Below are 18,340 nucleotides of genomic sequence, written 5' to 3' on the forward strand. Positions count from 1 at the left end.
TGCATCTCCCAAGCTTAGGACTGTTTGGGCTGACTCGTGGGGCTTAGCAGTGAGTCGGAGGACTTGACTTGGATCAGAGGGTGCCGGGCAGATCCCCGCGCCCGACCTCACGTCTGCGGTGAACAAGTGCGCGGGCGGCAGACGAATCAATGATGAGGTCGGTAACTACCCCTGCACGCAAGGCCCCGAGAAGAGCCGGAACTTTGGCGCTTCCCGCCACTACGCACAGCCTAGTTGAGATCCGTTTTAGCTGTGCGGGTAGTGGTCCTGATGCCCGCGCATTGAGTGGCATATCGGTCGTGCCGTCCTCACGTATGAGGACGGTGCAAATATCCCCGACGACACCGTCCTCGCGCGCTTCCTTCAACTCCGTGGAAGACAGATACCCGCCGGCGTAGACGTGGCTGGGCATCGCAGGATCCATTGCTCCAACCCCGAAGACCACGAGGTCGCAGGAGTCGATGACATCAAGAACCCGACGAATTGACCTTTCTCGTACGAGGGCGTTCTTGGTCTCCACATAGTCAAAGAAGGCTGGAACTGGGAAGTGGACTGCTGAAGAGTCAAACGCCTTCGCGAGGGTCGAGATGATGGAGTCGGAATAAAGTGTGCCGGAATCGAAGGCGTTGGCCGCGCCATTTAGCTGGACTACTGTCGAACCCGGCATGGAGTGTGGCGCAATGTGGTTGATAACAGCAGACACGGTGTTTCCCCAGGCGACCCCCAGTGTCTTGCCGGGAGCCATCAATTCGCTCAAGCGGCTGGCTGCTACAGCGGCAACGGAGTTCAGTCTGGTAGCCGGGCTGTCGACCTCAAGTGTGGGGACCACCAGTGTCCGCACCCCGAACTGGCGCTGAAACTCCGCGGCTAAGGTGCCGGGCTCGGTGAGCGGCGCCGAAACGCGGATTTGGACAATCCCTGAGGTGCGCGCAAATGCCAGGAGTCGGGAGACCGAAGAGCGGGAGACATCGAGTCTTCGGGCCACCGCATCCATGGTCAAGCCCTGCTCGTAGTACATAGAGGCAGCAAGATGTGCCTGCTCGCGACGGATATTCACACCTTAGTGTCGCAGGTGCACGTTCGTGCAGGCAAATCGGACATTCGACCACCTGAGGGATAATGTACTTGTCTGTCTGCAACGACGGGGTGGCACTTGCCCTCAAATGGGCCAAGGCGTGGCCTCCGTTTGCGGGCCGTGACCATTCGATAACGTGATCGATCTACATCTGACGGAGATGACAACGTGGTTAGTCCGGTTCTTTCAAGAGAAGCCCGCGGAGAAGCGCTAGAAGAAATGGCACAGGGTGCCCCCCTCGATATTCTTGTCGTCGGTGGTGGCGTGACGGGTGCGGGAATCGCCCTCGACGCCGCAACACGCGGACTGAGAGTGGGAATTATCGAAGCGCAGGACTGGTCGTCCGGCACTTCTTCAAGATCCTCCAAGCTGGTTCACGGTGGTTTGCGCTACCTTTACCAACTTGATTTCGCCCTCGTCACGGAGTCCCTCCGTGAGCGCGGGCTTCTGCTGACCCGAAATGCCCCCCACTTGGTGAAGGCGCAGCCTCTGCTGTGGCCGCTGAAGATGCCAGTGATTGAACGGGCATACTCGGCGGTGGGTGTTGGTATGTATGACGGTTTGGCCCAGTGGGCGCACCGCGGATCGGTGCCGCTACAGCGCCACCACACCCGCAAGGGGTCTCTGAAGTTGTGTCCCGCGCTCAAGCCGGATTACCTGCGCGGTTCGATTGTCTACTACGACGGACGCGTTGACGATTCCCGACTGGTCATCACCCTTGTTCGTAGCGCGGTTCGCTACGGCGCATTGGCCGCCAGCAGAGTCCAAATGGTCGGCGTCGCAAAGGACGGTCAGGGTCATATCAATGGTGCGGACCTGCTCGACCTTGAGACTGGGAACACCCTGCACGTTGCAACCAAGCGCATCATCAATGCAACGGGCGTATGGACTGAAGAGAGCCAAGCTCTGGCAGATGCCACCGGTGGCCTCAAGGTCTTGGCATCAAAGGGCATTCATCTGGTGATCCCCAAAGAAAAGATCGACTCGGAAGTGGGGCTGTTCCTGCGTACCGAGAAGTCTGTCCTCTTCATCATTCCGTGGAAGTACTACTGGATTATCGGAACCACGGACACCGCCTATCATGAAGGTTTCCGTGACCCAGTCGCTGATGAGACCGATATTGAGTACTTGCTGGCAGAAGCCAACACGGTTTTGAAGGACCCCCTCACCAAAGATGACGTCATCTCAACATTTGCTGGATTGCGGCCACTGTTGCAGCCGGGCACCCTTGATGAGAACCAGTCGACGAAGGTTTCCCGTGAACACACCGTGACCACGGTGACCCCGGGAATGACCGCAATTGCCGGTGGAAAGCTCACCACCTACCGCCAGATGGCAGAGGACGCGGTTGACTTTGCGATGGGTGAGGCATTCACAAAGGAGCATCCTTCAGTCACCGCTAAGACGGAGCTGGAAGGTGCCGACGGCTACTTCGCATTGTGGAACAGCCGGGAGACAATCGCTAAAGAGCGTGGTCTGACGGTTGATCAGGTTGAAGACCTTCTGGATCGTTACGGCAGCGACATCCAGATCGTCTTCAAGATGATTGATGAGCGCCCCGATCTTGGTGAACGTTTGAGCCATGCGCCCCACTACCTGCGCGCAGATGTTGCGTTCGGTGTTGCATACGAGGGCGCAATGCACTTAGAAGACATTCTGCTTCACAGAGTCCGCTTGGTTTACGAAGAGCGGGACTCGGGTCTTGAAGCCATGCCGGAGATAGCTGACCTCATGGGTGAGATGCTCGGGTGGGATCACGATACCAAGGCGAGGGAAATGGATCTCTATCGCGACGCCTGCGAAGCAGTTTGGCAGGCACAGAAACTTCCCGATGAGAAAGAAGCTCAGGCCATTCGGGAAATGGTCGAACCTGTTAGGCCTTTCACTCAGGTCTGATACGTTGAAACGGGGTCCGGTGTTGGATCCCAACTAACTGATTCATTTCCTGTGGCCTGGTCACATTGAAGAGACCGGCTAACAGGCAATGGATACCAACATGCGCTACGGCGCGGAAGGAGTTCACAGCACAGTGTGGAATCTATGGGATGTGTTCGCTTCTGAGTTCTTCGGCACAACGATGCTGTTGCTACTCGGTGCGGGCGTTGTAGCAACAAACCTCTTGCCCAAGTCAAAGGGTCGCGGGGGCGGCTGGCTAATGATCAACTGGGGCTGGGGTCTCGCAGTCTTCGTCGGTGTTTACGCCGCTTGGAAGACAGGTGGCCACTTGAACCCTGCGGTAACCGTTGCAAAAGTGGTGGCCTACTGGTTCGACCCAGCGGTCACCCTCAACGGAGCAGCGGTCGGTTCAGCAACCGCCGTTGACGTCACGTTTGGAAATGTGCTGGTGTACTTCGCAGCCCAGTTCCTTGGTGCTTTCGTTGGTGCGGTTCTGGCTTACCTGGCATTCAAGAAGCAGTTTGACCAGGATTGCGATCCGGCCCTCAAGCTCGGCGTTTTCTCTACCGGACCTGAAGTTCGTTCCTACGGTTGGAACCTCGCAACTGAGGCAATTGCTACCGCAGTTCTGATTGTCTTCGTGATGGTTGCCGGCGGCACACCGAGCGCGGTTGGTCCTCTGGCCGTCGCCCTCGTCATTGTCGGTATCGGCGCCTCCCTCGGTGGCCCGACCGGTTACGCTATCAACCCAGCCCGTGACCTCGGACCTCGTATTGCTCACGCAGTACTCCCAATCAAGGGCAAGGGCGGCTCCGACTGGGGTTACGCTTGGGTTCCTGTTGTCGGCCCGATCATCGGCGCGGTAGTTGCCGTTGTAGTCGTTTACCTGCTCGGCCTCGGCAGCATCGACATCACTGCAGCGCTGCCGCTGTAGTAAATCAACTGGGTGGGGGTCTATCTGGCCCCCACCCTTTCTTATCACTCACTCAATTCACAAAGAAGTGGAAGGACACTTTCTATGACCGAGAAGTTCGTTCTCGCAATCGACCAGGGAACCACCTCATCCCGCGCCATTGTCTTCAATCACAGTGGCCAAATTGTTGGTGTGGGCCAGCAGGAGTTCGAGCAGATTTTCCCGAACCCCGGCTGGGTTGAGCACAACCCCATTGAGATCTGGGATTCGGTACGGACTGTCGTCGCAGATGCTCTTGTTGCCGCAGGTATCAACAAAGATGACCTCATTTCAGTCGGTATCACCAACCAGCGTGAAACCGCGGTTGTCTGGGACAAGAACACCGGCGAGCCGGTCTACAACGCCATCGTTTGGCAGGACACTCGCACAGCTCCAATCGTTCGCGAACTGGCGGGCGACGAGGGCGTAGAGAAGTACAAGGATCGCGTCGGCCTGCCGCTCGCCACCTACTTCTCAGGCACAAAAATCAAGTGGATCCTTGACAATGTCGAGGGTGCTCGCGCGCGGGCGGAAGCGGGAGATCTACTCTTCGGCACCACTGACTCCTGGGTTCTGTGGAACCTTACCGGTGGCACCGAGGGCGGCGTACACAAGACGGATGTCACCAATGCTTCCCGTACCTTGCTGATGAACCTGAAGACCCTCGAGTGGGAGCCTGATATTTGTGCCGACTTCGGTATCCCGATGTCGATGTTGCCGCAGATCTGCTCATCGTCTGAGGTTTACGGCCACGGCCGTGAGCATGGACTACTGACAGGCATTCCGATCTCAGGCATTCTGGGTGACCAGCAGGCCGCAACATTCGGCCAGGCGTGCTTCGAGATTGGCATGGCGAAGAACACCTATGGCACCGGCTGCTTCATGCTAATGAACACGGGCGAAGAGGTTGTCTTCTCCCAGAATGGTCTGCTGACAACCCTGTGCTACAAGATTGGTGATCAGAAGGCGGTCTACGCGCTTGAAGGTTCGATCGCAGTGGCTGGATCGTTGATCCAGTGGCTCCGTGACAACCTGAAGATCATTGGCTCGGCTCCCGAGGTTGAGGACATGGCTCTCACCGTTGAGGACAACGGTGGTGTGTACTTCGTTCCTGCCTTCTCCGGCCTGTTCGCGCCGTACTGGCGTGATGATGCGCGCGGCGCAATCGTCGGCATGACACGTTACAACACGCAGGGTCACCTGGCTCGTGCAGCCCTGGAGGCCACGGCTTTCCAAACACGTGAGGTTTTGGATGCCATGGATGCGGATGCAGGGGTTGCTCTCAAAGAGCTCCGTGTTGACGGCGGCATGATTGCTAACAACACCCTCATGCAGTTCCAGGCTGACGTCCTCGGCGTTGATGTGGTCGCTCCAGTCGTCGCTGAAACCACGGCTCTTGGCGCTGCGTACGCAGCCGGCATAGCCGTTGGGTTCTGGGAGGGCGAGGCCGACGTCATCGCTAACTGGCAGGAAGCGAAGCGTTGGACCCCCAACATGGATGAGAAGGAAGTTCAGCGTACCTACCGCCTGTGGAAGAAGGCCGTCACCAAGTCGATGGACTGGGTTGACGAGGATGTGAAGTAGCTCAGGAGCGTATATTCGCAAGTTTGAGTAGGGGAGGGGCCCGTCAGGTGGACTGACGGGCCCCTTTCTGTTGCCTTTGCGTGCAAGCCGCACCCGCCCCCGCCCGTTACGAAGCCCCGCCAGGCGGTGCGCTGAAATGTATACGGCGGGAACCAATGTGCCTCTCGGGGGCATACCCCAAGTCGCTTTCGGTTCCCGCCGTATACATTTCAAGTGAGTGGGGATGGAATGCGGCTCTTCTGTAAGTTGTTTATTGGCTGGTCTGGGACTGGCTGGCAGGATGGGTGTTTGAATCCTCCGCTGTGGAGGAGGCTGCGGTGGATGCAGTCTTGGAGGCTTCGAAATCCTCGGGCGATGCCGCGGAGGTGGTCGAGGTGCCGGTTGGGCTTAGCGAGCCGGTTAGGGCATACGGAGCCGGTTAGGCTTGCATAACGGTGTGTTATAAGGGTGGGCTGGCCTGACCGGCTCCGTATGCCCCAACTGGCTCCGCAATGCTGGGGAACCCCGCGGGCGCCTTGCTTTTGGACCGCCTCACCTACACCCGCGGCACCCACACCCACACCCACCCCCTCCCTCCGCGAGATCGCATAGTATCGCCAGAAAACACTGTTATCATGCCCAAAACTGTCGATACTATGCGATCTCGCGGTTTGAGGCAGGTAGCGACAGCAACGGTGACTGGTCGTAGAGGCGAGAAGGATGCCCGCAGCATCCTCTGCGAAGAACCTGGGATGCCCTTCGCCGTGGTCGCAATGCAGGTGCCGGTGGCTGGAATGGAGGTGCCGGTGGTCGAAACTCGGGATTGGCCCGGATTCGCAGTGCATTACGGAGCCACTTAGGGCATAGCGAGCCGACTACGCCCAGCTCGCCCGTAGATCACACTGTTATGCAAGCCTAGTCGGCTCGCTATGGCGTAACCAGCGCCCTAACGACAACAACTGGGGTGGAGGGGGGCGACACCCGGGAACCTGGCGTGGATGGAGGGGGGCGACACCTGGGAACCTGGCGTGGGTGGAGGGGCCGACACACGGGAATCACACGCCGACGGAGAGGAGGCCGGCACCCGGTAAACAGGTGCCAGCCCCCTCCTCTGTCTCTCCTACTTGTTCTTGAGGGCTGCCAGCCTCGCCTCGATTTCAACCGCGGAGGAGTCGGTCTCAAGCTCCGCGAACTGACTCTCCAGTGAGGAGGATGCAAGCTCCTGCTGGCCCATAACCTGGGCTTCCGAACGGCGAACTTTCTCTTCATACCGCGACAGTTCCGAGGTGGGATCCATGACGTTTATCGAACCCATGGCATCGGCAACTTTCGCCTGTGCCTCTGCGGTCTTCTGTCGCGCAACCAGTTGATCGCGTCGAACCTTCAGATCAGCGAGGCGCTCCTTCATCTGGTTCAACCCCGACTTGAGCTGTTCAACCGTCTGGTTCTGCTGTGCGATTGCCGGTTCCATTGCCTTGGCTTGATCTTCGAAAGAGATCTGCTTACCAATTGCAACCTTGGCCAGGTTGTCCCACTTATCGGCCTCGGCGGCATTGCCGATATTGCGGGCCTCGTCTGCTTTGTTCGAGGCCGCCAGTGCCTTGGAACCCCAGTCGGCAGAAGTTGCCCTATCAGTCGCTAGATCTTGCTCCTGAAGTCGCAGGTTGCCGATGGTTTGGGCAATAGCCTTCTCGGCTTCTGCGATCTCATTCGTGTAGTCACGAATCAGTTGGTCGATCATCTTCTGCGGATCTTCCGCCTTGTCAATGAGGGCGTTGACATTCGCCTTGAGTAGTTGTGACATGCGGCCAAAAACCGATTGCTTCTGTGCCATGTTCTCTCTCTTTCCTTGGTGTTTAGCGAGCTTGTCTCGCAAGTGTCAGACTGTTTGGGCAAAGACTCAGAACTTTCCGCGACCCCCGCCACCGCTACTTCCACGGAATCCGCCGCCGCTACTTCCACGGAACCCGCCTCCGCTGCTGCGACCACCGCCTCCGAACCCACCGCTGCTCCGTCCACCCCCGAAGCTTCCGCCGCTGCGGCCCCTTTGGTTGGAGTATCCAGGTGATCCCCAAGAACCCCTGTTGTTCCTGGAATTGTTACTCATGCTGGAACCTAGAATCATTCCCCACAGGAGGGAATTGTTGCCGGAGGAGCGGTGGTTCACAGGCTGGCGTTGGCTGTACTGCAGGGAGGAAAGCGCATTCTGAGCGGAGGCGAGTGCAGCGTTTGAAGCGCTTATTGACGCCGCTGGATCACTTTGTTGCAGAGCCCGGGCCTGTGCCAACTGTGCTTGCGCATTAGATACGGCTGACCGGGCCTGCAAATCCCCTGAGCTTCGGTTTGCGGCAAGTGTGGATTCAGCTTGTGAAACCATGGCCTGCGCCGCGGTGATTCTCTCAGCGGCGAGGGCGGTGTTCCGCTGTCTCTGGTCGTGTTCAGAACGCAACGATGCGAGTGCCGCATCAAGCGCATCCTCGGCGCTTCGCAGTTGCTGAAGTGCTGCTACGGGGTCTCCCATTCCATTTCGCGCTGCCTGCCCAGCTCGGATCGCGTTCTGTGCATCATCGACAAGCGGAGAAAAGTTTGCCTGGTTAGCGGCAAGCCTAGTGACATCATCCAGGTCCGATGTGATGGAGGCAATCGCGCTACCGAGCACCTGGTTCGACTCAGAGATAACCTTCTCTGCACCATTAACCGAGCTTATGGCAGCGAGCGCGGACTGGAGCTGGGAAGTGGCTCGATCGAGGGCATCCACAGCACCGGCCCGGTTTGTGTCCATTTGCTGCTGGGCTTCGTTACAGTTCTGAAGGGCAGCTTGAATGAAAGCGGCGGCCTGCTTTGGTTGCGCTTCCAGTGACTGCAACTGCGTCGCGGTGAAGCGAAGGCGAAGATCATTGAGTTTCTGCTCTGAAACTTCAGCCTGCACGCCCGCTTCCTGAAGTCTGGCGCGCAGTTCAGCAAGCCTGGACTCGGCATTTGTCTGCCGATCGCGGGATGCCTTCAATTCTTCTTGTGCCTCGTGAACGGGGGGCATCACCTGAGCAATGGTGGCTAGAATCTGACCGGCGATCTGGGACTTCTGTGCCAGGTTTGGTGCATCTTGGAGAGAGGGAAGCAGTTGGAAGGACTGGCTTATTGCCTTCTGTGCGGTCTGCACAGCACCGTCAAGTTTGTCCGCTTGGGTGTAGCCCAATTGAGCGCGCGCAAACTGCACTTCGTCCGCGGCAGCGCGTAGTGCCTCATCTGAAGCCAGGAGCTGCTGCTGGGCTAGGTCCACCTGGTGCTGCTGTTCCTGCGGGTTGGTGGGGAGAGACTTACCAGCAGCACCGAGCTTCGCCTTCTTCTTGCTCGACTTTGCGAGCACCACGACTACGGCCAGGATGATTGCCGCAACGGCAACGAAGAAGATGACTCCCGCAAACGAACCACCTGCGGAGCCTGAACCTCCCGAAGAGCCAGAACCAATTGCGCTGCCAATGCTCGCAACGAAGGCTGCGGAAGCCTGCGCAGCGTGCTCACCATCCATTGGGTCGGCCTCTGCCGCAATCGCCAATGCGTCGTCCCAGGCGCGGTCAATAGCACGGTCGCTGATCAGGCTGGAATCCTCAGAGATGTTGGTGCACCAAGACGAGTCGCGCTCCTCGAACGCCAGTGCGAATACCACGGAGTTCTCTGGCAACTGCGAGAGGTTTCCCGCTTGGGAGCACCAGTCAGTTGGATCGTAGCCAGAAAAGTCTGGGACGAGGACGACAAAGGTATCTATGCCTCGACCTGCAGTTAGAGAGATTTCGTTGCGGATGCTGCCAGCTTCGCTTGTTGTGAGGAAGCCCGTCGGGTCGGTGACAGGTTCGGTGAGGGGGACTGGCTCGGATGACGGTAGTGGGCCAGTTGCCGGGTGTGGGGTGGATGCGGTTGCAACCAGAGGCACTGCGGCGATGAGGGCTGCGACAATGAGGGCCAGCAAAACCATCCATTTGTGGCGTACTTTGAGGAGGGGGGTGCTTGGTCTGAGCATCTGCACTTGGTTCGCCTGCCTATCCGAAGTTGGTGGGGCCCTGAAGAAATATGTGCCTTCTGTAAGCCCGATCACTCAATACTACCGACTGTGCTTGACATCGCCTACACCGTCCTCGCAGCCGGATACCCTGGTTGTTATGCGGTCAGCCGACAGTCTCAAAACTGTGGCCGTGACCAAGTAGAATAGACAGACCCAGCATTTCGCTGCGGTTGTGAGTGGAGATGTGGGTGAGAGAAGTGCCTACCGGCAAAGTTAAATTTTATGACGCGGAACGCCAGTTTGGTTTCATTTCGGGTGACGATGGAGCGCGCGTTTACCTCCATTCTTCGGTTCTGCCCGATGGACACCCTGCACCGAAGCCCGGAACGCGTGTTGAGTACGGTGTTGCAGACGGCCGAAGAGGCCCCCAGGCAATCTCTGTGAAGATTCTTGAGCAACCATCTCTTCTTCGCGCCCAGCGTCGCAAGCCGCAAGACATGGTCCCAGTTGTTGAGGATCTCATTAAGCTTCTTGATGGGTCATCAGATTCATTACGTCGAGGGCGTTACCCTGCGAACTCCCATCAGATCGCCAAGGTACTTAAAGTCGTTGCGGAGGATTTCGATGCCTGATTCCACACCGAATGACAGTGCCGGCAGGGGTTCCGAAGCCCAGAGTCTCTTGACCGAGCAAGTGGTTGAGGATGCAGAGACAGGGACGCAAGATCCGGCGGTAGTGGACATGGCGGCCAGGGCCAAGCGCAACAGGGCATTTCGTAAGGACACGGTTCTAATGGACTCGGTGTCTGTTGCGAGGGAGGCGGCTCTGTCTGTCGCTCGTGAGTCCTCTCTGGGGGACCACGCTGGTGTGCGTATGGTCGGTGATCGCTTGGCAACTCACCGATTCGTATGCCTCGAGGCCGGGTACCCGGGATGGTTCTGGGAAGTTACGCTTGGACGCGCACCTCGGTCAAAAAAGGCAACGGTTTGCGAGATTGATTTGGCCCCCGGGCCAGATGTGGCGCTGGCTCCCCCGTGGATCCCGTGGCGAGACCGTTTGCAACCCGGTGACGTATCCAGAACGGATGTGCTGCCGTACGACGCAAATGACGGGCGCCTACAGAATGGGTTCGAAGAGGTTGACTCTGACGAAATTGAGTTGGCTGGTTTGAATGAGATGGGGCACGGACGCAAGCGTGTTCTCTCGCAGCACGGCTTGGATTTGGCTGCGGACCGCTGGTACGACTCCCCCCAGGGCGCTGTAGCAGGAGTCAAGCCGGACGCTATGTGCGCTTCGTGTGGATTCCTGTTAAAGATGCAGGGAACTATGGGCACCCTCTTTGGCGTGTGTGGGAACGAGTGGTCACCAGATGATGGTCGGGTTGTGAGTTTCGACCACTCATGCGGCGCGCACTCCGAAACAGACCAGCCTCAGCAGCGCTCACAATGGCCACTGGTGACATCACGGATCAATGACGATGATGTTGAAATCGGAGAATTTTCGGCGTAACTCTGCGGATTTACAGCAACTTACTACCTGGAGTTTTCAAGCGAGCCTCATGACGCCTGAGAAAATGTGTTCCTCCATTTTACCAGGTTGTTCGTCGCCGCCCGAATGGCGGATGCGGTGCGAGATGGCGCAAAAATCGGGGTCACACTGTGGAGAGTGAACACAAAGGTAGCTGGCAACCAGCAGAAGCAGGCACAGAAAACACCAGACGATCAATCCGGATTCCTCAGCAACTTCTTCCAACTGTCACAGCGAGGCTCAACTGTAAGTCGTGAGGTACGAGGTGGCTTGGTCACCTTTATCACGATGGCTTACATCCTGATCCTTAACCCCGCAATCCTCTCGGCGAACACTGAGGGAACAGATATTACGATTGCCGCGATCGCCACGGGCACGGCCCTGGTCGCCGGCATCCTCTCCATCCTCATGGGCATCTTCGCCAACTTCCCCCTCGCGATGGCTGCCGGAATGGGGCTCAACGCCCTCGTCGCTTTCAACCTCGGGCTTGGTTTGGGCCTGACCTACCAGGAGTCGATGGGACTGGTCTTCTGGGAGGGCGTGCTCATCCTCATCCTCGTTCTTACCGGCTTCCGTGAGGCAGTCTTCCGCGCGGTTCCCCGGCAGATGCGCAGCGCAATCTCCGTTGGCATCGGGCTTTTCATTGCGTTTGTTGGCCTGATCAATGCCGGTATTGTGCGCCCCGGTGGCACGCCGGTCCAGCTTGGCGTCGGCGGATCCCTCTCCGGGTGGCCCGCACTGATCTTCGTCATTGGGTTGATCACGATCGTGATTCTCCACGCGCGCAAGGTGAAGGGTGCGATTCTCCTGGGAATCACGTTCGCAACGGTAGTGGCGTTCATTGTCCAGGCAGTCGCCAAGGTGCCGGTTGTAAGCGACGAGGTCGCTGGCGGCTGGCAGTCAACTGTCCCGCAGCTCCAGGGCTCACCAATCCAGATGCCGTCGTTCGCGACCATCTTCCAGATCGACTTCTTCGGCGCATTTACAAAGCTCGGCATTCTCCCCGTAATCCTCCTGATCTTCTCCCTCATGCTGGCCGACTTCTTCGACACCATGGGCACAATGGTTGCTGTTGGCTCGGAAGGGGACCTTTTGGACGAGGACGGAATCCCGCTGAAGTCCCGTTCCATCCTGGTTGTTGATTCACTGGGTGCGATCTTCGGCGGTCTGGGCGGCGTTTCTTCAAATACCGCTTACGTTGAGTCAACTGCGGGTGTTGGCGAAGGTGCTCGGACGGGGCTGGCTTCCGTCGTTACGGGTTCCCTGTTCCTGGTCGCGATGTTCTTTGCGCCGCTTGCCGCCCTGGTTCCCGCAGAGGCTGCCTCGACCGCACTGGTGTTTGTCGGCTTCTTGATGATGTCTCAAGTCACGGACATCGATTGGACAGATGTTGAGTACGCAATTCCAGCATTCTTGACGATTGCGCTGATGCCATTCGCCTACTCCATCACAGCGGGTATCGGAGCGGGCTTCATCTTCTATACAGTTATTCAAGTAGCCCGAGGCAAAGCAAAGTCCGTGCACGCTCTCATGTGGATTGTCTCCGCAATGTTCTTGCTCTACTTTGCACTGGGGCCAATTCAGACCGCGATCGGCGGTTAGTTCCCAACTTTTAGAGGAGGCGCCACTCTTCGTGAGTAAGACCTTTCAGTCCCTCGGCTTCTACAACTACAAGCTGTGGTTTACGGGCAACATTTTTGCTTCATCCGCCCAGTGGATGCAGCGTGTAGCTCAGGACTGGCTGGTACTGACCGTGCTCACGGAGGGGGGCGGCCTCGAACTAGGCATCGTCACGGCCCTGCAGTTTGCCCCGATCCTACTGTTCTCTGCGTGGGCGGGAGTGGTTGCTGACAGGCTTGACCGCCGCCACCTCCTGCAGATTACTCAGACGCTCACCGCCCTGAGTGGCTTGGTCTTGGGCATCCTAGTGCTATCCGGTTCCGCTGAGCTGTGGATGGTATACATCCTTGCGTTTGTCGGTGGGACAGCGGGAGCCTTTGACAACCCGGTGCGGCAGGCATTTGTTTCCGAGCTGGTCCCAGCCCGCATGCTCCCGAACGCGGTCGCTCTCAACTCGACTGCTTTCAACTCTGCGCGACTAATCGGTCCGGCTATTTCCGGCGTCGTCATCGACTGGGTTGGTCCGGGTTGGGTGTTCGTGATCAACGCAGGATTGTTCTTGGTGCCCGTCTTCACCTTGGCGCTGATGCGCAAAGATGAGTTGTCAACGCCCCCCAAGATCCCACGCGAAAAAGGCCAGTTGCGGGAAGGGATCAACTACGTCCGAGGACGTAAGGACATCATTCTCATTTTGGTGGTGATGGGGATGATCTCTTGCTTCGGCTTGAACTTCCAAATCACTTCGGCACTGATGGCGACGCAGGTCTATAACCTGCCAGCAGGTGGCTACGGTCTTATGAGCACGTTCCTTGCCATCGGAGCTGTATCTGGTTCTCTGGTTATTGCGCGCAATAACAACCCGCGGCTGCGTCTCATCGTGGGCGCGGGCCTCCTGTTTGGCACCTTCCTTGGCTTCTTGGCGCTGGCTCCGAGCTACATGTGGTTCCTGGTGATTGCTATCCCAACCGGTGCACTATCAATGACACTGATCGCCTCGGCGAACGCCGCGGTGCAGATTTCGACAGAACCCAAGTTCCGCGGACGAGTCATGGCTCTCTATTCCATGATCTTCCTAGGAACCACGCCCATTGGAGCCCCTATTGTTGGATGGATTGGTGAGGAATGGGGCGCTCGCTGGGCAATGGGGATTGGTTCAATCGTTTCAATTGTCACGGCTGTTTTCGCGGCGCTGTGGGGTTTCCTGGTGTGGAAGATCCGCCTGGAATGGGACGGTCTACATACCCCTCACCTGGTGATTCCCGGGGCCCCGAATGCGAAACTTGCGGTCGCCTCAGAAGGTGATGCGGTACTTGCTGCGGCCGGAGCTGACACTGGGCCGGTGACACTGCCTAAGACCGAGGCCGACGTCGACCTCGCCCAGCAGGTTCAGGAAGAAACCGAAGAGGAAGAACTCAAAGACTAAGTTGAGAGGTAGCCTGGTCGACCATCCAGTCCACACAGGCTAGGAGCGAACCGATGTCGGACGTTTCCACTGACGGAAATGACGCGATGCGCAGTTGGTTGCGCCCAAGCTTTCGGTAACCCTCAATATCGACGATGCCGACGTCTCGAAGAGTTCGCGCGAGGTCGTAGACATCAATTTCCGGGGCAAGATCAACCGTGGTTGTCACGGGTGAGCGCAACGCCGGGTCTGCGACAAACAGGGATGCGAATGGGCGCGTTTCTGCCCACTCGTGGATCAGGTTGGCGCCGGCGCGGGCCCGCTTCTCCATGGCAGATAAACCCCCATTGTCAAGCATCCACTTGATTTGCTCGTCGAAGAGGATGAGTGTTGCGATGGCTGGCGTGTTGAGCGTCTGGTCCACACGTGACGCCTTGACGGCCTCGTCGAGGTTCAGGATTGCTGGCACGAAGCGGTTTGTGTCTGCCACGAGCCGCTGTGCCCGCTCTAGCGCGTCGGGGGAGAGGACTGAAATCCACAAGCCGCCCTCGGACCCGAAACACTTTTGTGGCGAAAAGTAGTAGGCATCGACCAGGTCCCAGTCAACAACGGAGGCACCCGCGATCGAGGTCGCATCTACCAGCGTTAACGCGGGCGACGGGGCGCCGCGGTAGAGGGGAGACACCACGCCGGTTGAGGTTTCATTCTGGGTATACGCGTACGCATCAGCAGTGGCGGCATTGTCTTCAACTGTGGCGAGCTCACCCGGGGGTGCTTTGACCACATCGACACTGGCCCACGGCGCTGCAGAGATATCGTCAGCAAACTTAGCCCCAAACTCTCCGAACACGGCAGCCTTCGCCCTCGTCTCCACAAGGCAGGAGGTAGCGATGGCCCAGAACGCGGTCGCGCCACCATTTCCGAGGGCGATTTCGTAAGAAGGAGGTAGCGAAAACAGCTCTCGAAGGCCTTCTCGGATGGAGGCTACCCGCGACTTCACGGGAGACTGGCGGTGGGATGTTCCCAGTTCGCTCGCGTCGGCAAGTGCATCCATTTGAGCGGGACGGATTCGGGATGGTCCCACGCCAAACCTGCCATCGGATGGTAAGAGGTGGGATGGTGGTGGGGTCAGAATCGTCATGCGTCCTAGGTTAGTTAATCGGCGACTTCTTGGCTTGGCAACGACATAGCGCGGACGGCAGGTATCGTAACAGGTGAAGCTTCGCAACAGTTTGGGGGATGACGGTGTCGGCTGACTTGATTGATACAACAGAGATGTACCTGAAGACCATTTTCGAACTGGAAGAAGATGGAGTCGTGCCACTGCGGGCACGTATCGTTGAACGCTTAGGCCATTCCGGTCCAACAGTTTCGCAGACAGTTGCACGTATGGAGCGCGATGGTTTAGTGACGGTTCGAGAAGATCGCCACCTCGACCTGACGCCGACGGGACGTTCTCTTGCGCGTGACGTTATGCGCAAGCACAGACTCGCGGAGCGGCTGCTGGTGGACATCATAGGGATGGATTGGGCTACGGCTCACGAGGAGGCGTGCCGTTGGGAACACGTCATGTCCGCGGCTGTGGAAGCCTACCTTCCGCCTCTCCTGGGTGACCCAACTACGGACCCCTATGGCAACCCAGTTCCAGGCCTCGGTCGACCCGTGCGAGGTGAAGAGAGAGTTGAGGATGTCGCCGCAAGATCGACTGAGCCGACCGAAGTGACGATCTCTCGCATTGGTGAGCCAATCCAAGCAGAGGTGGGCTTGCTTGAAGAGTTAGCTGAAGTTGGCATTCTCCCCGGTACTCGGGTCACCATCGTTCTTCGAGGCGGCGACGTAATCGTTTCAAAAGTGCCCGAAACGGATGAGGAGCGCCGGTTTGAAGTGGGCTCACTACGCGTTCCTAAGGCTTTAGCCCCACATCTGTTTGTTCTAGCGGACGCAAACCCACTTCTGTGAGTTAGATTTCGTTACGTTAGCGTGACATTCGGTGTTTGTTGGCCTAATCTTCATAGAGGAACCTCGGACTTTCGGGAATCCCGCACCCATTGCAGCCTAGTCTGCGTCGCTTTGGGTGTTGATAGGACAAGACGCAGAGTGGGGGAACCACCACTGATCTAATGATCTTGGGGTGAGGTCCTCTTCGGAGGGCGGGACGACCGTTCCTAACCCGACAGCTAACCTCGCAGGCTTAAACGGGAGAGATGGATTGACAGTTAACTACAGTGCACCGCGTCACCGCAGTGTCTCAAAGACAACTACACCGCTCAGCAGCCTTACTGACACACTTACATCCAGCGGCTTCACCACGAAGCGCATTGCCGTTGCTTCCGCAACTGGGGTTGCGGTTACCGCAACAATTGCTGGTTCAGCATTTGCTGGAACACTTCCTTCGGCTGTCCCTTCTCAGCCCTCAGACGATTTCGTCTCCAACCTGTCTGCCGTTGATTCTGCGACGCTTGTTTCTTTGGATATCGCGTGGGAACCCGGCGATGAGGTCGCGGCAACCGCGGCTGAGCCAGCTGTTGAAGAAGTGGTTGAAGAAGTTGCGACGGAGACCGCCAGTCGTGATTACGATCGTTCAGCTGCCAGTGCTGAATCCTCTAGCGTTGTCCCGCCTGCTCGCGCTGGCAGCGTGGTAGAGACCGCACTGCAGTACGTTGGCTACCCCTACGTTTACGGTGGTAGCAGTCCGAGCGGCTTTGATTGCTCCGGTTTCGTGCAGTACGTTTTTGCGCAGCACGGTATTGGTCTCCCTCGCACGTCTGGTGAGCAGGGTCGTGCAGGAACGCAGATTCCTGCTTCCGAAGCACAGCCGGGTGACTTGGTCGTGTGGGGTGAAAGCCACATTGCGATCTACATTGGCGACGGCATGATCGTTCATGCATCAACACCTGCAACCGGTGTGAAGGTTAGTTCCCTTTACGGTTCATACTACTTCTCACGCGTTTAGTCGCAGACTTCAGAAGACCGTGCCGGACTTTGTCTGGCACGTTTTTCGTTAACTGGTGCGCCCCCCGGGCCCTAGTGGTGTGTGCCGGTGTGACGCGCCGCGAATGCAGGTTTTCTCCCGATTCGACTTTGTGACGCGAGACACTTGAGGCACAATGAAGTAGATGGTGCGCAGTGACACCAGAGGCGAGAGTTTTGGGGGCGAAACGATAATGGGACACATCCAAGAGTTAGTGGTTGGTGTCGATGGTTCAGACGAAGCGCTTGATGCGGTCAAGTGGGCCGGTGCTCGTGCTTCGGCCTCGGGAGCCCGATTGCGAATTGTTTGTGCTTACGCAATTGCCTCTTACAGCGCAGCCGCCCTCGACGGTGGATTGGCAGTATTAGATGACAATGCACTCCGCATCGGTGCGGAACGAGTTATTGAGGATGCTGCGGCGTCGATCAGGGATCTTGATGTCTCAGTGACCACCCAGGTTGAGGTGGGTGACCCGTCGAGTGTCCTAGTAGAGCTGTCCCACCATGCGGATCTTATTGTCTTGGGTTCGCGAGGTGGCGGTGGGTTCGCAGATCGTCTGCTTGGCTCTGTGTCGTCGTCAGTGCCAGCACACGCCAGATGCCCGGTGGTGGTGGTGCCCCCTCACCGTTCCGGAGCTCCCTTCGTTCCGATCCGCCGGATTGTTGTTGGTACGGATGGTTCTGACACAGCCTCAATGGCGCTCAAGAAGGCCGTTGATGAGGCCGTGATTTGGAACGCAGAACTGACAGTGGTTGCGGCGGTCCCCATCGCCACTGGTGGGGGAATGATGGGGTGGGTGCCCCCCGCAATGGACCGGCAAACACTGCTTGATGACATCACAACCAGCATGGATCGTGCTATCGCAGAGGCAGTTGGCGACCGCACCATTCGAGTTGCTCGGCACGCACTCGACGGCAGTGCGGCAGCCCTTCTCACCGAATTTTCAACCGCAGTGGACCTGGTAGTGGTCGGAACTCGAGGGCGGGGCGGGTTCGCAGGCATGCTTCTCGGATCTACATCACAGACCGTCCTTCATCATTCAACCTGCCCCGTAATGACGGTCCCATCGCGTCAGCGTGACCGTGAGCCCAATCCCTCCCAGTCGTGGCAGAGGCGCTAGCCACCTCATATAAATGACAGCGGTGGTTTGTGTCGGTGCGTCCGGATGTTAAGCTGGACAGTGCTTTCCGGGAAACCGGACGCGCCCTCGTAGCTCAGGGGATAGAGCACCACTCTCCTAAAGTGGGTGTCGGACGTTCGAATCGTCTCGGGGGCACTTCATAGGGCCGCTGATTCTCAACGTACAGCGTTCCCCTCTGAACGCTGGATCTTGG

General features: G+C 58.0%; 16 protein-coding genes, 1 tRNA gene and 1 riboswitch. Of the genes, 13 read left to right on the top strand and 4 right to left on the bottom strand.

The features are described 5' to 3' along the window. Positions 1-73: 73 nt before the first annotated feature. The gene (locus IDL90_RS10755; RefSeq protein ID WP_182142753.1) at positions 74-1,018 is read right to left on the bottom strand and encodes a sugar-binding domain-containing protein; all 945 of its coding nucleotides are present in this window, start codon (positions 1,016-1,018) and stop codon (positions 74-76) included. Between the two features lie 225 nt (positions 1,019-1,243). On the opposite strand from IDL90_RS10755, the gene IDL90_RS10760 reads away from it, so the two are divergent. The 5 genes from IDL90_RS10760 (at position 1,244) to IDL90_RS10780 (ending at position 6,346) form a co-directional block, all read left to right on the top strand. Beyond that, positions 1,244-2,971, top strand: coding sequence for a glycerol-3-phosphate dehydrogenase/oxidase (locus tag IDL90_RS10760; RefSeq protein ID WP_398396220.1), 1,728 nt, complete (start codon positions 1,244-1,246; stop codon positions 2,969-2,971). Between the two features lie 100 nt (positions 2,972-3,071). Then, positions 3,072-3,905, top strand: coding sequence for an MIP/aquaporin family protein (locus IDL90_RS10765; RefSeq protein WP_182142751.1), 834 nt, complete (start codon positions 3,072-3,074; stop codon positions 3,903-3,905). A gap of 84 nt (positions 3,906-3,989) precedes the next feature. Continuing rightward, positions 3,990-5,507 (top strand): glycerol kinase GlpK, encoded by a 1,518-nt coding sequence (glpK, locus tag IDL90_RS10770; RefSeq protein ID WP_187995382.1) that lies wholly within the window; start codon positions 3,990-3,992, stop codon positions 5,505-5,507. A gap of 284 nt (positions 5,508-5,791) precedes the next feature. After that, on the top strand, positions 5,792-5,929 hold the full coding sequence (locus tag IDL90_RS10775; RefSeq protein WP_187995384.1) for a hypothetical protein: 138 nt from the start codon (positions 5,792-5,794) through the stop codon (positions 5,927-5,929). A 192-nt stretch (positions 5,930-6,121) separates the two neighbouring features. Beyond that, on the top strand, positions 6,122-6,346 hold the full coding sequence (locus IDL90_RS10780) for a hypothetical protein (RefSeq protein WP_187995386.1): 225 nt from the start codon (positions 6,122-6,124) through the stop codon (positions 6,344-6,346). A gap of 260 nt (positions 6,347-6,606) precedes the next feature. Here the strand turns inward: IDL90_RS10780 and IDL90_RS10785 are convergent, their stop codons facing one another. After that, positions 6,607-7,320, bottom strand: a complete 714-nt coding sequence (locus IDL90_RS10785) for a PspA/IM30 family protein (protein WP_187995388.1) — start codon at positions 7,318-7,320, stop codon at positions 6,607-6,609. A gap of 66 nt (positions 7,321-7,386) precedes the next feature. Then, complete coding sequence (locus IDL90_RS10790; protein WP_187995390.1) at positions 7,387-9,504, bottom strand: TPM domain-containing protein; 2,118 nt, start codon at positions 9,502-9,504, stop codon at positions 7,387-7,389. A 239-nt stretch (positions 9,505-9,743) separates the two neighbouring features. Here IDL90_RS10790 and IDL90_RS10795 point away from each other — a divergent pair, with 239 nt between their 5' ends. The 4 genes from IDL90_RS10795 (at position 9,744) to IDL90_RS10810 (ending at position 14,056) form a co-directional block, all read left to right on the top strand. Then, entirely contained in the window at positions 9,744-10,118 is a 375-nt protein-coding gene (locus IDL90_RS10795) for a cold shock domain-containing protein (protein WP_187995424.1), read from the top strand. Next, positions 10,111-10,995, top strand: coding sequence for a DUF3027 domain-containing protein (locus IDL90_RS10800; protein ID WP_262509158.1), 885 nt, complete (start codon positions 10,111-10,113; stop codon positions 10,993-10,995). Before IDL90_RS10795 ends, IDL90_RS10800 begins: the two co-directional genes overlap by 8 nt. Before the next feature lie 105 nt (positions 10,996-11,100). Beyond that, positions 11,101-12,615 carry an NCS2 family permease gene (locus IDL90_RS10805; protein ID WP_187995425.1) on the top strand — a complete coding sequence of 505 codons (1,515 nt, stop codon included), beginning with the start codon at positions 11,101-11,103 and terminating at the stop codon, positions 12,613-12,615. A gap of 31 nt (positions 12,616-12,646) precedes the next feature. Continuing rightward, positions 12,647-14,056 carry an MFS transporter gene (locus IDL90_RS10810; protein WP_187995392.1) on the top strand — a complete coding sequence of 470 codons (1,410 nt, stop codon included), beginning with the start codon at positions 12,647-12,649 and terminating at the stop codon, positions 14,054-14,056. Here the strand turns inward: IDL90_RS10810 and serC are convergent. After that, a complete protein-coding gene (gene serC, locus IDL90_RS10815; protein WP_182141354.1) occupies positions 14,046-15,176 on the bottom strand; it encodes a phosphoserine transaminase in 1,131 nt (376 codons plus the stop codon). The two genes, IDL90_RS10810 and serC, sit on opposite strands and share 11 nt — an antisense overlap. Before the next feature lie 98 nt (positions 15,177-15,274). Between serC and IDL90_RS10820 the strand changes: the two genes are divergently transcribed. From IDL90_RS10820 to IDL90_RS10835, 4 genes are all read left to right on the top strand, one after another. Continuing rightward, positions 15,275-15,994 (top strand): metal-dependent transcriptional regulator, encoded by a 720-nt coding sequence (locus IDL90_RS10820; protein ID WP_187995394.1) that lies wholly within the window; start codon positions 15,275-15,277, stop codon positions 15,992-15,994. Between the two features lie 84 nt (positions 15,995-16,078). Beyond that, positions 16,079-16,242: riboswitch (cyclic di-AMP (ydaO/yuaA leader) on the top strand. Positions 16,243-16,244: 2 nt separating this feature from the next. Continuing rightward, on the top strand, positions 16,245-16,988 hold the full coding sequence (locus tag IDL90_RS10825) for a C40 family peptidase (protein WP_187995396.1): 744 nt from the start codon (positions 16,245-16,247) through the stop codon (positions 16,986-16,988). A gap of 211 nt (positions 16,989-17,199) precedes the next feature. After that, complete coding sequence (locus IDL90_RS10830; RefSeq protein WP_182141351.1) at positions 17,200-18,126, top strand: universal stress protein; 927 nt, start codon at positions 17,200-17,202, stop codon at positions 18,124-18,126. 83 nt (positions 18,127-18,209) lie between these two features. Continuing rightward, a tRNA-Arg gene (locus tag IDL90_RS10835) sits at positions 18,210-18,282 on the top strand. The last annotated feature ends 58 nt before the right edge of the window (positions 18,283-18,340 follow it).

Origin of the sequence: Schaalia sp. JY-X159 (assembly GCF_014525425.1) — a bacterium.
Lineage (GTDB): Bacteria > Actinomycetota > Actinomycetes > Actinomycetales > Actinomycetaceae > Scrofimicrobium.